General features: G+C 72.7%; 14 protein-coding genes and 1 pseudogene. 11 read left to right on the top strand and 4 right to left on the bottom strand.

What is annotated here, in order from left to right; translation table 11 throughout:
* Positions 1–203: 203 nt before the first annotated feature.
* Positions 204–391, top strand: a pseudogene (locus ABZ154_RS05815) (hypothetical protein); the annotation flags it as partial.
* A 95-nt stretch (positions 392–486) separates the two neighbouring features.
* Complete coding sequence (locus tag ABZ154_RS05810; protein WP_356829397.1) at positions 487–912, top strand: transposase; 426 nt, start codon at positions 487–489, stop codon at positions 910–912.
* Here ABZ154_RS05810 and ABZ154_RS05805 read toward each other — a convergent pair.
* Entirely contained in the window at positions 890–1447 is a 558-nt protein-coding gene (locus tag ABZ154_RS05805; RefSeq protein ID WP_356829395.1) for a GNAT family N-acetyltransferase, read from the bottom strand. The two genes, ABZ154_RS05810 and ABZ154_RS05805, sit on opposite strands and share 23 nt — an antisense overlap.
* Before the next feature lie 189 nt (positions 1448–1636).
* On the opposite strand from ABZ154_RS05805, the gene ABZ154_RS05800 reads away from it, so the two are divergent.
* The 4 genes from ABZ154_RS05800 to ABZ154_RS05785 all read left to right on the top strand — a co-directional run bounded on the left by ABZ154_RS05800 (position 1637) and on the right by ABZ154_RS05785 (position 4458).
* The gene (locus tag ABZ154_RS05800) at positions 1637–2257 is read left to right on the top strand and encodes a DUF5134 domain-containing protein (RefSeq protein WP_356829393.1); all 621 of its coding nucleotides are present in this window, start codon (positions 1637–1639) and stop codon (positions 2255–2257) included.
* A 97-nt stretch (positions 2258–2354) separates the two neighbouring features.
* Complete coding sequence (locus tag ABZ154_RS05795; protein WP_356829391.1) at positions 2355–3290, top strand: M56 family metallopeptidase; 936 nt, start codon at positions 2355–2357, stop codon at positions 3288–3290.
* Between the two features lie 187 nt (positions 3291–3477).
* Positions 3478–4188 carry a phosphatase PAP2 family protein gene (locus ABZ154_RS05790; protein WP_356829389.1) on the top strand — a complete coding sequence of 237 codons (711 nt, stop codon included), beginning with the start codon at positions 3478–3480 and terminating at the stop codon, positions 4186–4188.
* Between the two features lie 90 nt (positions 4189–4278).
* Positions 4279–4458: a hypothetical protein gene (locus ABZ154_RS05785; protein WP_356829423.1), complete on the top strand. Its 180-nt coding sequence runs from the start codon at positions 4279–4281 to the stop codon at positions 4456–4458.
* Between the two features lie 248 nt (positions 4459–4706).
* On the opposite strand, the gene ABZ154_RS05780 is transcribed toward ABZ154_RS05785, so the two are convergent.
* On the bottom strand, positions 4707–6200 hold the full coding sequence (locus tag ABZ154_RS05780; RefSeq protein WP_356829387.1) for a hypothetical protein: 1494 nt from the start codon (positions 6198–6200) through the stop codon (positions 4707–4709).
* Positions 6201–6360: 160 nt separating this feature from the next.
* Between ABZ154_RS05780 and ABZ154_RS05775 the strand changes: the two genes are divergently transcribed.
* On the top strand, positions 6361–7047 hold the full coding sequence (locus tag ABZ154_RS05775) for a DUF305 domain-containing protein (RefSeq protein WP_356829385.1): 687 nt from the start codon (positions 6361–6363) through the stop codon (positions 7045–7047).
* Positions 7048–7191: 144 nt separating this feature from the next.
* Complete coding sequence (locus ABZ154_RS05770; protein ID WP_356829383.1) at positions 7192–8559, top strand: FAD-dependent oxidoreductase; 1368 nt, start codon at positions 7192–7194, stop codon at positions 8557–8559.
* A gap of 45 nt (positions 8560–8604) precedes the next feature.
* On the opposite strand, the gene ABZ154_RS05765 is transcribed toward ABZ154_RS05770, so the two are convergent.
* Positions 8605–9333, bottom strand: coding sequence for a class I SAM-dependent methyltransferase (locus tag ABZ154_RS05765; protein WP_356829381.1), 729 nt, complete (start codon positions 9331–9333; stop codon positions 8605–8607).
* 91 nt (positions 9334–9424) lie between these two features.
* Positions 9425–9829, bottom strand: a complete 405-nt coding sequence (locus ABZ154_RS05760; RefSeq protein WP_356829379.1) for a hypothetical protein — start codon at positions 9827–9829, stop codon at positions 9425–9427.
* 123 nt (positions 9830–9952) lie between these two features.
* On the opposite strand from ABZ154_RS05760, the gene ABZ154_RS05755 reads away from it, so the two are divergent.
* The 3 genes from ABZ154_RS05755 to ABZ154_RS05745 all read left to right on the top strand — a co-directional run bounded on the left by ABZ154_RS05755 (position 9953) and on the right by ABZ154_RS05745 (position 12594).
* Positions 9953–10510, top strand: coding sequence for a GNAT family N-acetyltransferase (locus ABZ154_RS05755; protein ID WP_356829377.1), 558 nt, complete (start codon positions 9953–9955; stop codon positions 10508–10510).
* A 273-nt stretch (positions 10511–10783) separates the two neighbouring features.
* On the top strand, positions 10784–11230 hold the full coding sequence (locus ABZ154_RS05750) for a hypothetical protein (RefSeq protein ID WP_356829375.1): 447 nt from the start codon (positions 10784–10786) through the stop codon (positions 11228–11230).
* A 278-nt stretch (positions 11231–11508) separates the two neighbouring features.
* Positions 11509–12594: an exo-alpha-sialidase gene (locus tag ABZ154_RS05745; protein WP_356829373.1), complete on the top strand. Its 1086-nt coding sequence runs from the start codon at positions 11509–11511 to the stop codon at positions 12592–12594.
* Positions 12595–12683 lie beyond the last annotated feature (89 nt).

The raw sequence follows: 12683 nt of genomic DNA, 5'->3' as shown, positions 1-12683 counted from the left end.
GGTGGCGGGCCGGGGGGGGGGCCCGGGGGGGGGGGGGGGGGGCCCGCCCCCCCCCGCCCGGTCCACCAGCAACGTCAGCGCTCGTACGGCGACGGCGCGCGGGGGTGGTCGACGCCTACCCCCTACCAGCCCGACCGATTCGCCGACGCTGTCCGATGTGCCTTCTGCGGCTGCCTACCCGCCGAAGTCCCTTGACCGGGCGTCGCCGCCTCCGTGTCACGGTCCCGGCCGATGTCGCCTCCTGCGCCGGACGGGACAGTCGCGCGTCGTCGAACCGGGCGGGCCGGAAGTGCGGTTGGCCGCCTCCAGCATGGATCCGCGGCTGACGGCAAGGATCACGTCGACCGGCGCTCAGCGCCACCTGGATCACACACGACGCAGGCACGCCACGGTCGGGTGGGGCCGGTTGGTCCGGCATGAACCGGGAGGGGCAGCGCACCTCGCACCAGCGACGGCGCTGCGCACCCGGGGGTCGCGGGGTCGGACATGAGTTGGCTGCGGTCCGGTGTGATCTCCGAGGACTTCGCGGCGGAGATGTTCGAGCCTTTCGCGCGGGCGGACCAGCGGCGGTGGGGCGGGGTCTATCTGCGGGGCCTGCTGCTGGACGGCGGGCGCAAATCGGTGGAGCCGATGGCCGCCCGCCTGGGCGAGGAGGAGAACCGGCAGGCGCTGGCCCGCTTCGTCACTTCCAGCCCGTGGGATGCGGCGCATGTGCGGGCCCGGCCGGCCTGGCGCATGCAGCCGGTCATCAAACCCACCGCGCTGGTCATCGATGACACCGGGTCCCACATCAGGCCCGACCGTCTCCCCGGCCCACTCCCCTTGGACCAACGAGTCCGGCCCCACCGCCAACGCGGCGGGGTCAGAACCCGACATCTTCATCAGTCTTCTAGCAGTCCCCGATGTTCTTGACCAGGAGCTCGAAGGCCAGGTCGTCGCGGAGCGGGAGACCGAAGCGCTCGTCGCCGTACGGGAAGGGCGTGAGCTGCCCCGTACGCCGGTAGCCGCGCCGCTCGTACCAGGCGATCAGGTCCTCGCGCGCCGAGATCACCGTCATGTGCATCTCGGCCACGCCCCAGCTCTCCCGGGCCGTGCGCTCCGCCTCGGCGATGATCACCTTGCCCAGGCCCCCGCCCTGGGCTCCGGGGCGGACAGCGAACATCCCGAAGTACGCTGCCCCGCCGCGGTGTTCGAGCTGGCAGCAGGCGATCAGCCCGCCGTCGCGCTCGACCGCCAGCAGCCGGCCCCCGGGAGCGTTGATGACCGCCCGCACGCCCTCCTCGTCGGTCCGCTGCCCCTCCAGGAGATCGGCCTCGGTGGTCCAGCCGGTGCGGCTGGAGTCGCCGCGGTAGGCGGACTCGATGAGGGCCACCAGCGCCGGCGCGTCCGCGTCGGTCGCGTCGCGGAAGGTCAGGCGGGCCGAGCCGGGGGGCGTGGCGGTGTCCATGGTCGCTCCGTTCTCTGCTGCTCTGCGTGCCGTGCACGCGTCCGGGTCGAGAGTAACGCGACCCGGAGCGCCCCTTCCGGGCCCCGGCGCACCCCCTTCACGCCCCTGCGCGCCGGGTTCGGCGGCCGGGGCCTGGGCATCGACTAGAGCGGTGCCGTACGTCGCTGTACGTCCGCGGGGGAGGTTCGTGTGCACGGAGGGGTCCTGGCCGGCTGGCTGATGGTGGCGTTGTGCGCGGTGAGCGGTGCCTACTGCCTGCTGCGCACCCGCACCGGCACCCCGCAGGAGCGCAGCACCGCGCGCGGCGAGGCGCTGATGGGCTTCGGGATGGCGGCGATGGCCGTACCTGCCGCGGTGCTGGCGCTCCCGGAGTGGGCCTGGGCGGTGTACGGAGCCGTGTTCGGTGCCGCCGCTCTGCGGGCCCTCTGGTCGGCCCGGCGCGGCGCCCGCCATCTGCACCACCTGGTCGGGTCGCTGGCGATGGTCTACATGGCCGTGACGATGGCTCCGGGGACGGCGGGTGCAGGCTGGCACGCCGGGCACGGAGCGGCGGCGGGAGGCGCCGGTGGCATCCCCCTGCTGACGGGGGTGCTCCTCTTCTACTACGCGCTGTACGTGCTCCGCTCCGCCGGGCACCTCATACCGGCGGAGACAGGCGTGGCGAGCTTCGCCGGCGGCAGCACGGAGGGCGTCGTACGCCGCGGCGGAGGTGGCGTCGTGATCGGTGCTGAGCACGGCGGAACCGAGCTGACGATGGCCTGCCGGCTCACGATGGGTATCGCCATGTTCGCCATGCTTCTCACTCTGTGAGACGGATCGCGAGACAAGAGGCTTCCGAGCAGTGGTCTGCGTCACTTGCCGGGCGCAGCCGTACCCGCTGGTCGCCCGCCCCTCATAGGCTGGCGCCATGCTGGTCTCCCTCGCGCTGCTGCTGCTCGGTGCACTGACCGCTCTGGTGACCCCGCGCCTGATGGCCCGGGCCCGGTGGCCGGAGCGCGAGCCGGTGGTGGCGCTGTGGGTGTGGCAGTGCGTGGTGGCCGGGGTGCTCGTGTCGTTCGCGCTCTCCATGACGTTCAGCGCGGCCGCCGCCTGGCAGGCGGTGCGCGGCCATGTCTTCGCCCCCGCTCCGCACGCCGTGGTCGAGGCGTACGCCCTGGCCGCGTACGGCCCCTGGTCGGCGGTCATCGCGGTGCTGCTGGCGCTGGGCGGTCTGTGGAGCGGCGCGATGCTCCTGCGGGAGATCCGGCGCGCACGGCGGCGCCGCAAGCAGCGCCGGTCGGAACTGCTGGTCCGCTCCCCGCTGCTGCCGGGCGAGGAGCCCGGCGCCGACCGTCTCGTGGTGCTGGAGGGCGAGCGCCCGGACGCCTGGTGGCTGCCCGGCTCGGCGCCGCAGCTCGTCATCACCACCGCCGCCCTCGGGCGACTGAAGGGCCGTCAGCTGGATGCCGTGCTCGCCCATGAGCAGGGCCACGCGCAGGCCCGGCACGACTGGCTGCTGCACTGCTCCTCGGCGCTGGCCATCGGCTTCCCGCAGATCCCGGTGTTCGCCGCCTTCCGCGACGAGATGCACCGGCTCGTCGAACTGGCGGCCGACGACGTGGCCTCGCGCCGCTTCGGCCGGCTGACGACCGCGCTCGCCCTCGTCGGACTCAACGAGGACCGCGGGGTCTTCGGCCCCTGCCCCACCCCGGACGCCCAAGTCCCTCTGCGCGTCAACCGGTTGCTGGCCCCGGTCGACCGGCTGACGGCGGGCCGCCGGCTGCGCCTGACGGCGGCGGCCGCACTGGTCCCGGTCGTCCCGCTCGTGGTGGCCTTCGTTCCGGGACTCCGCGCTCTGGGTTAGCGGGACAGCCCGGCGCTCTGGGTCGGCCGGGCGGATCGGGACTCACCACGCTTGCCCGGGCGGATCGGGACTCACCACGGCAGATTGACCGTCCGGGCCGGAACTCACCGCTCCGCCTTGGCCACGCGGCCGGAACTCCGCGCTCCGGGTTGGCCACCCGGCGGTGGCGTCCGCGAGTATCACCCCCATGCACTCCCCCCACATCACCTGGACGGACCGCTCCCCCCGCCCCGCGGCCGCCCTGGCCGCGGGAACAGCGGGCATCGCCCTGTTCGCGGTACTGCTCGCCCTGGTCGCGGCGCAGTGGCCGCCCCTGATGGCCCTGGACCGTGCGGTAGCCGATTCCCTGCACCGGCAAGCGGTGGCCGAGCCGGGGCTGGTCCGAGCCAACCGTGTCCTGACGGACTGGTTCTGGGACCCGTGGACGATGCGTGCGCTGGTCGCGGTGGCCGCTGTGGCCCTGTGGTGGCGCGGCGCCCGGCTGCTCGCCCTCTGGGTGGCCGCGGCCAGTCTGTTCGGCTCCCTCCTGCAGCAGGGCCTGAAGGCCGCGCTGGACCGCGAGCGCCCCCGCTGGCCGGACCCGGTGGATACGGCCCACTTCGCGGCCTTCCCCTCCGGGCACGCCATGACGGCGGTGGTGAGCTGCGGGCTGCTCCTGTGGCTTCTGCGGCTGTACGGAGCGGGGCCGGCACTGTGGGCCGCTGCGGTGGCCGTGGCGGTGGTCTCGGTGATCGGGGTGGCGGTGACCCGGGTGTACCTGGGGGTGCACTGGCTGACCGATGTGGTGGGCGGGGCACTGCTGGGGGCGGCGGTGGTCGCGTTCGCCGTCGCCGGATACGGATACGGATACGGATACGCCTGGAGCCTGCCCCGCCGGGCGCCGGAGCCCGGAGTGTGACCGATATCCCGCCCCGAACCCCCGCCCTGTGAGGGATATCCCGTCCCGCAAGGGGTCGGATCACCGGATCGGGGCCGTAGCCTTGTATGCATGTCCCCGATGTCGTCGTCGTCCGTTTCCGCACGCTCCGCCACAGAAGTCAACGCGGCCATCCGCGGCCTGTGGCAGCGCTCGGGCGGCTACCTGTCCCCGCAGGACGAGGCGGAGTACCAACGTCTGCTGGTGGAGTGGGCCGCCGCGACCAGCGGCAACGCCCGCACCGCCGTCTGAGCCCGGCACCGGAGCCGCTCTCCGGGAGACGCGCCTGACTCCGGCGATCCCCCGCGTCGCCGGATCCAGGCGCGGCATACAGCATGTCCCGGCCCGGCTCATCGGTCAATGAACAATCTGCGGCGCCCGCACGCGCACCCCCATGCACACCCACGCGCGGGGCCGGCGTCCGCCGGGCGGGAAGAACCGCCCGGCGGACGCCGGCCCTGTGAGTGCGGGACGAACCGAAGACCTCTCCTGCCGACGGATCAGCGGGCGAAGTAGTCCGGCTGCGTCTGCACGTTGAGCTCGTCCAGCTCGACCCGGTCGGCCGGGTCGGTGCGCTTGTCGTTCAGCTTCAGCACGTCGAAGCCCTTGGCGATGTCGCTGGAGTAGATGTAGCCGTTGTAGTAGTACGCAGACCAGGGGCCGGCCGTTGTGACCTGGCCGAGCGTGACCGGGCCGCGCTCGAAGAAGGCGATCTCCTTCGGCTCGGCCGAGTCGGTGAAGTCCCACACGGAGATGCCGCCCTGGTACCAGGCCTGGACCATGAGGTCGCGGCCCTTCACCGGGATGATCGAGCCGTTGTGGGCGACGCAGACCTCGACGTCGGCCTGGTGGCGGTCGATCTTGAAGTAGCTGCGGAAGACCAGCTTGCGCTTGTCGCCCTTGCCCACGATGTCGTAGATGCCGTCGGCACCCCGCTTGGGCCCGATCTCCTCGTTGCAGGTGGCCGCCCCGCCGCCGCCGAGCTCGTCGGTGAAGACGACCTTGCTGGCACCCTGGTTGAAGGTGGCCGAGTGCCAGAACGCGAAGTTCACGTTGTCCTGGACCCGGTCGATGATCTTCGGGCGCTCCGGGTCCTTGATGGAGAACAGCAGGCCGTCACCCATGCAGGCACCGGCGGCCAGGTCCTTGGAGGGGAGGACCGTGATGTCGTGACAGCCCGTCGTCTTGGAGACGCCCGGGTTCTCGGGCGCTCCCGGGTTGCCGCCGTCCGGGAAGAGGTTCGAGAACTTGACGAGCTTGGCCTTCTGGGGCGCCTTCAGCGGCACCTTGATGATGGAGATGCCGTCGTGCGGCGGCTGGCAGTCGGGGAACGTCTCGTTCGGCGAGTACGAGGAGACGTAGATGTAGATGTTCTTCCTGCCGTCCGGCACGAGCGTGTGGGTGTGCGAGCCGCAGGCGGTCTCGACAGCCGCGATGTACCGGGGGTGGCGCTTGTTGCTGATGTCGAAGATCTTCATGCCCTCCCAGGAGGACTTCTCCGAGGCGGGCTGGGTGGTGCTGGAGCAGGAGTCGTCGCTGCGCGAGGAGTCGGTGGACAGGAACAGCAGGTTCCCGGAGACCGAGATGTCGTTCTGCGCGCCGGGGCAGAGGACCTCGGAGACCGTCTTCGGCTTCTTCGGGTTGCTGATGTCGTAGATGACGAAGCCGTCGTAGTTGCCGACGTAGGCGTACTTGCCCTGGAACGCGAGGTCCGTGTTGGTGCCCTTGAGGGCGCCCTTCGGGACGTTCGTCAGGTGCTTGATGTTCGAGCTGTGGACGATCTCGTCCACGCCGGGTATGTCACCGCTGCGGATCGCGGCTCGGGCTTCGGCCTGCTGACTGGTGGTCACGGAGCCGCGTTCGACCGGGGCGTCGCCCGGGTCGGGCGTCGCTGCCGCGGGTGCGGCCGTCAGCAGCGCGGCGAAGAGCCCGGCTGCGGCTGCTGCCACGCCCAGACGTCTGCGCCGCACGCGGGTGGTGTGCAACGAGATCACTGCGTCCTCCCTTGTATCCGTTCGGGGTTCGAACGGTTCACGGACCCCGGCAGTATCGTCCCTCGCGTGTACACATCAACAGATGGCAACAGAGACGTAATGAAATTTTTGATCTTTGCCCCCGCGCGCGCGTGCTAGGAACGGTCTGCAACACACTCATGTGACACAGGAGGTCGCCGTGTTGATCCACCGTCCGTCCACCCGTCCGCGCGCAACCGTCCTCGCGGCGGCGGTGGTTGCCGCCGTTCTCGCCCTGGGCGGCTGCGACGGCGATGGCGACGCAACGAAACCGGCCGCGGGCAAGGACACAGGTCCCGGCGTGGTGGCCCCCGGCAGACCGGGCGAGCCCGCCCGGACGCTCACCCCCGAGGAGGCGGCGAAGGAGGCGAGCAGGGACACGGCGAACTCCGCCGACTTCCGTTACGCGCAGATGATGATCGAGCACCACGCGCAGGCCCTCGTGATGACCGAACTCGCCCTGGACCGGGCCTCGGCCACGCCGGTGAAGAGGCTCGCCGAGCGCATATCGGCAGGCCAGAAGCCGGAGATCGGCGCGATGGAGGGTTGGCTGAAGAAAAACGGTGGCGAGGACCGCAAGCAGCCCCACGACCATGACGGGATGCCCGGTATGGCGACCGAGGCACAGCTGAAGGAGTTGCGCGCGGCGAAGGGCAAGGCCTTCGACGAACTCTTCCTGGAGCTGATGATCACCCATCACCAGGGGGCGATCACCATGGCCACGGAGGCCCTCTCCGAGGGGAACGACGTGTTCGTCGAGGAGATGGCGAGCGATGTCGTCGCCCAGCAGACGGTGGAGATCAACCGGATGCGCACGATGATGACGTGAGCGAGGCGCCGTCCCCGCGCCCCGGCCCGGTGAGTGAGCGCCGGCCGGGTACCTGACCGCCGGACCGAGTGACCTGACCGCGGACCTCCCGCCTTCGGGCCGTCGGTGCGATGCTGGAAAGCACCCTCAGGGAAGAGGTGCGCCGTGCTCCGTGTCGCCGTCGTCGGTTCCGGCCCCAGCGGGGTCTACACCGCCCAGGCCCTGCTGAACCAGTCGCTCGTGCCCGAGGTCCGCGTGCATGTCCTGGACCGGCTGCCCACCCCGTACGGCCTGGTCCGGTACGGGGTCGCCCCCGACCACGAGAAGATCAAGTCGCTCCAGAACAGCCTGCGGGCCGTCCTGGAGGACGAGCGGGTCACCTTCGTCGGCCATGTGCAGATCGGCGGGGCGGACGGCGTCCCCCCGGCCTGTCTGGCGGAGCTGTACCACGCGGTCGTCTACTGCGTCGGGGCCGCCGCCGACCGCCCGCTGGCGGTCCCGGGCGAGGATCTGCCGGGGAGCTGGTCCGCCACCCGGTTCGTCTCCTGGTACAGCGCCCACCCGGACATCGCCCCCGACGGCTTCGCGCTGCATGCCCGCTCGGCCGTGGTGATCGGGGTCGGCAACGTGGCGGTCGACGTGGCCCGGATCCTGGCGCGCGGCGCCGACGAACTGCGCACCACCGATGTGCCGAGGGCCGCGCTCGGGGTACTCGCCGGCAGCCGGGTGCGCGAGGTGCACATCGCGGGCCGGCGCGGCCCCTCCCAGGCCCGGTTCACCACCAAGGAGCTGCGGGAGCTGGGGGCGCTGCCCGGGGCGCGGGTCGTCGTCGACCCGGCGGAGCTGGCCATGGACCCGGCGTACGCGGCCCAGGAAGGGCTGCCGTTGCCCGCCGTGGTGCGGCGGAACCTGGAGGTGCTGCGTGGCTGGTCGGCGCAGCGGGAGCCCGCGGTGTCCGATGCCGTACGCCGGATCCGCCTGCGGTTCTTCCTGCGGCCGGCCGAGCTGCTGGAGCGCGGCGGCCGGGTGGCCGGGGTGCGGTTCGCGCGTACGGCTCCGGACGGTGCCGGGGGTGTACAGGACACCGGTGCGTACGAGGACGTCGAGGCCCAGCTCGTGCTGCGGGCCGTCGGCTACCGCGGGGTGGAGCTGCCCGGCCTGCCCTTCGACCCGGTGCGCGGGACGGTGCCGCACGCCGCGGGGCGGGTCCTGCGGGACGGGGCGCCCTCGCCCGGTGAGTATGTGGCGGGGTGGATCAAGCGGGGGCCGACCGGGGTGATCGGTTCGAACCGGTCCTGCGCCAAGGAGACCGTCGCCTCGCTGATCGAGGACGCGCCTCTGCTCGTCCGCCGGCCGGCCGCGGAGGATCCGTTGGCCGTGCTGCGGGCGTGGGGGCTGCGGCCGGTGGAGTGGGACGGCTGGCTGTCGATCGAGCGCGCGGAGGCGGCCCTGGGGCGTTCGCTGGGGCGGGGCCCGGTGAAGATCCCCGACTGGCAGGGGCTGCTGGCGGCGGCCCGGGGCGAGGAGGGGTGAAACCCTCCAGCCTCACTCCGGGCCGGGCGGCGAAGGCCCCCTGCGTCACTCCCGGGTCGCCACCACCAGGCGGGCGCGCGGGGAGCCGTCGGGGCGCTGTCCCAGGTCTGTCAGGGCCATCAGCCGCACGCTGAACCCGGCGTCGGTGAGGTCGTCGAGCACGTCGGAGAGCCGGAACGTGCGGTAGTACATGATGAACTTCGGGCGCCACGCGGCGTTCCGCACCCGCATCGCCGCGTCGAAGCCGAGCAACGACCAGTAGGCGCGCGACCCCACGGCCGGCGGGGCGCCGATCGGGAAGACGAACCGGCCGCCCGGCCGGAGCGATCCGTACACCTCGGCGAAGAGCCCGAAGCGGTCCGCGGGCAGGAAATGGCCGAACGCGCCGATGCTCAGGGCCAGATCGAAGGCCGGGGCGAACGGAAGCGCCAGGGCGTCAGCCCGTACCCAGTCGGCCACCGGACCGCCGTCCATGAAGGGGAGCGCCGCACGGGCCTCGGCGAGCATGCCCGCGCTGAAGTCGACCCCGGCCACCCGCTCCCGGCACACCTGCCGCAGCACGCCCACGCCCGCGCCGGTCCCGCAGCAGACGTCGAGGCCGGTGCCGAAGGGGCCGAGCGGCTCCAGCGCCCGGGTGACGCTGTCGAGGACCCGGTCCGGGGTCCGGTAGGGCGTGTGGTCGAACTTCGGGGCGAGGAGGTCGTAGCCGCGCTCGGTCGACGAGAGCGCCTGGACGGCCAGTTCGCGGAGCGTGGGTCCCTGTTTGGTGAACATCGCGGCCAGCCTATCCAGGGGAAACGCGGGCCGGAGACCGAAGTCGCCGCTCCTGACGGCAGGATGGCGGCCGGACCTGCGGGCGGAGGCCTCAGCGGTTGCCGGGCAGCCGGCGCCTGAGGGTCATCGCGGTGTTGACGTCGTAACTCTGGTTCCAGGTACGGCCCGCGCCGGACTTCCAGGTGACATGGGCCGTGGACCCGTCGGTCCGTACGCCGTCCACGGTCATGGCCCGCTCGCCGTCCCGCACGTCACCGCGGCGCAGCTCGCCCGCCGGGACCGTGACCGGACCATCGGCGGGCGCGTTCTCCGTCTCCTCGGCCGCCCGGACCAGCGCGGCCGCCAGCTCCCGGGCGGCGGCCGGGGTGCACGACCAGCGCAGCTCGCCCGCCGGGGGCGTCAGCGTCACGGAGACACGGGGATCGGCTCCGGCGTCCCCCGGGATCACCGCGACCCGCACGTCACGACCGTCGGCGTCCGTGGTCCCGCTGCCCATCGTCTGCTCCTCGCGCCCGGTCCGGTGATGTGTGTGCCGCTCCAGCATCTCAGCTGAGCCGCGGACCGCTGACCAGGATAATTCGGTTGTGCGGCACTTCTGTCGCCCGTAGTTTCATCCCCTGTGAATCCTTCGCTGCGCACCGACCGCCTGCGGCTCACCCCTTACACGCCCGCCGACGAGGAGCAGTTCGTCGCCCTGTTCCAGGACGCCTCGGTCTCCCGGTGGATGGGCGACGGGCCTTCCACGGAGGCCGAGGACCGGGCTCTCTTCGGCCGGATCTTCACCAAGGTCTACGCCGAGAACCGTTTCGAGGTCTGGTCGGTCAAGGTCGGCGGCCAGCTCGTGGGGCACGCCGAGATCAAGCCGACCGAGGCCTCTGGCGGGCACGAGATCATCTACGCGCTCGCCCCCGGGGCCTGGGGCCGTGGCCTCGGTACGGAGCTGGCGCTCGCTCTCGTCGGGCACGGGTTCGACACCCTCGGACTGACCGAGGTGCACGCGACGGTGGCCGCCGAGAACGCCGCCTCGCTGGCCGTGCTGGGCCGGATCGGCTTCGTTCATGTCAGGGACATCCAGGAGGACGACGGCAGCACCACGAGGCTGCTGACCTGCCCGCGTGCGTCCGCGCCCGCCCAGCGCGCGGCGCGGACCGCACAGGCTCGGACAGCACAGGCGTAGACCGCACAGGCGTACACCGCGCGGGCTCGGACCGCACGGGCGTAGACCGCGCGGGCTCGGACCGCACAGGCTCAGGCCCGGTCGACATCCAGGCGGCCGCACATCCCGATTGGCCCCCGCTCCACCGGCTTCGCCCGTGCCCCCGCGCCCCCGCCAGATGGTCCCCCCGCCGCGCCCCAGGGCGTCGAGCTGGGCGGCGGTCGCGGCGGCACCCCGCTCCGAGCGGGCGCGCCACTCCTCGACGCGGCGCCGAACGAGGGCGACGGCGGCGCGGTGGAACGCGGAGAGAGGCTCCGGATCGCCCGCGCCGGCCCCGTCGCGCAGGGCGAGGAACGCCTCCACGGTGAGGTCGCGGCGGGCGCGGGCGGCGCGTTCCCGCTCGGCCTCCGTGCCGTCCGGAGGCAGCACGGCCGCCGCGCCGTCGACATCCGGGCCGGCGAGGAGGGCGGGCGGCAGCGTGAGGACGGCGTCACCGGCCTCGGGCAGCCCGCTGTTCCGCATGAGCACGACGACCCGCAGCCCGTACTCGTGCACCAGCCGGTGGATGGTGCCGGCGTGAACCGGACGGGCGCCCCGGGCGCCAGGGGCGTCTGCCGGAACCCGGTAGCGGTGAGGGTCTTTGCGGAGCCGGTGCCGCCGACCACCGCGTACCCCTGGGAGCAGGTGACGCGCAGGTGCGGGGTGCCGCCGCGCAGACCGTCGGCGGCGGGCCAGTCGTAGACGGTCAGGTGCGAGACGGCGACGGCGACGGCGCCGGGCAGTGCGTCGAAGGTCGCCGCGGGTGCTCCAGGGCCTCCGGGCCCACCAGGAGACTGCAAGCGCTTTCTGGAGCGCGTGAACGTCAGGTCCGCCGCCGGACGACGGTCAAGGGAGCCGTCGCCGCGAGGTACGGGCGAGGGCCGGTGACCGGGCGCGCCGGAGCGTCCGCGAGCCGCTGTCGGTGGGCGGGTGCAGACTGACTCCCATCCGGCACAACGGCGTATCGGGAGGTCTCCGCCATGACCGAAGTACTCCTCACCGTGGGCACTCGCAAAGGTCTCTTCATCGGCCGCAGGCGCGAGGGGAACTGGAAGATCGAGGGGCCGCACTTCAACGCGCAGGCGATCTATTCGGTCGCCGTGGATACCCGGGGGGCCACGCCCCGGCTGCTGGCGGGCGGTGACAGCGCGCACTGGGGGCCGTCCGTCTTCCACTCCGACGACCTGGGCGAGAGCTGGGTCGAGCCGCGGCATCCCGCGGTGAGGTTCCCCGAGTTCACCGGGGCGTCGCTGGAGCGGGTCTGGCAGTTGCAGCCCGCCGGTCCCGAGGCGCCGGACGTGGTCTACGCGGGCACCGAGCCGGCCGCGCTGTTCCGTTCCGAGGACCGGGGCGAGTCCTTCGAGCTGGTCCGCCCGCTCTGGGAGCACCCGACGCGCTCCCAGTGGGTGCCCGGCGGCGGCGGGGAGGGGCTGCACACCATCCTCACCGACCGCCGGGACGCCCGTGCGGTGACGGTCGCGGTCTCGACGGCGGGCGTGTTCCGGACGAAGGACGGCGGGGAGAGCTGGGCCCCGGCGAACAGGGGCGTCTCCGCCGTGTTCCTGCCGGATCCGGACCCGGAGTTCGGCCAGTGCGTCCACAAGGTCGCCCGGGACGCGGCCGACCCGGACCGCCTCTACCTCCAGAACCACTGGGGCGTCTTCCGCAGCGACGACGCGGGCGACAGCTGGAGCGACATCGGCGCGGGCCTGCCCTCCGACTTCGGGTTCGCCGCCGTGGCGCACCCGCACCGCGGCGACACGGCGTACGTCTTCCCGATCAACGCCGACGCCGACCGGGTTCCGGCGGAGCACCGCTGCCGGGTCTTCCGCACGAGCGATGCGGGAGGCACCTGGGAGCCGCTCACGGTGGGCCTGCCGGACGAGGAGCACTACGGCACGGTGCTGCGCGACGCGCTCTGCACGGACGACGCGGATCCCGCCGGGATCTACTTCGGCAACCGCAACGGTGAGTTGTACGCGAGCGCGGACGACGGCGACAGCTGGCAGCAGCTCGCCTCGCATCTGCCGGACGTGCTCTGCGTACGGGCGGTGGCCCTCGGCTGAGCAGGGGACGGCCCTCGGCCGAGCAGGGGCGGCGGCCCTCTGCTGACGGCAGTTGATCGGAGTGGTCGTGTCACCAGTAGAGTGCGGCG

This window comes from Streptomyces sp. NPDC006261 (assembly GCF_040613515.1).
Lineage (GTDB): Bacteria > Actinomycetota > Actinomycetes > Streptomycetales > Streptomycetaceae > Streptomyces.
Note: the sequence above shows the minus strand (reverse complement) of the source record. Positions and strands in the feature narration are given on the sequence as shown.

Bases quoted from the DNA above. Each gene is read 5' to 3' on its own strand.
- ABZ154_RS05785 (WP_356829423.1), top strand. From the start codon at position 4,279: ATGTCCCCGATGTCGTCGTCGTCCGTTTCCGCACGCTCCGCCACAGAA.
- ABZ154_RS05745 (WP_356829373.1), top strand. From the start codon at position 11,509: ATGACCGAAGTACTCCTCACCGTGGGCACTCGCAAAGGTCTCTTCATC.
- ABZ154_RS05805 (WP_356829395.1), bottom strand. From the start codon at position 1,447: ATGGACACCGCCACGCCCCCCGGCTCGGCCCGCCTGACCTTCCGCGAC.
- ABZ154_RS05795 (WP_356829391.1), top strand. From the start codon at position 2,355: ATGCTGGTCTCCCTCGCGCTGCTGCTGCTCGGTGCACTGACCGCTCTG.
- ABZ154_RS05760 (WP_356829379.1), bottom strand. From the start codon at position 9,829: ATGGGCAGCGGGACCACGGACGCCGACGGTCGTGACGTGCGGGTCGCG.
- ABZ154_RS05765 (WP_356829381.1), bottom strand. From the start codon at position 9,333: ATGTTCACCAAACAGGGACCCACGCTCCGCGAACTGGCCGTCCAGGCG.
- ABZ154_RS05790 (WP_356829389.1), top strand. From the start codon at position 3,478: ATGCACTCCCCCCACATCACCTGGACGGACCGCTCCCCCCGCCCCGCG.
- ABZ154_RS05810 (WP_356829397.1), top strand. From the start codon at position 487: ATGAGTTGGCTGCGGTCCGGTGTGATCTCCGAGGACTTCGCGGCGGAG.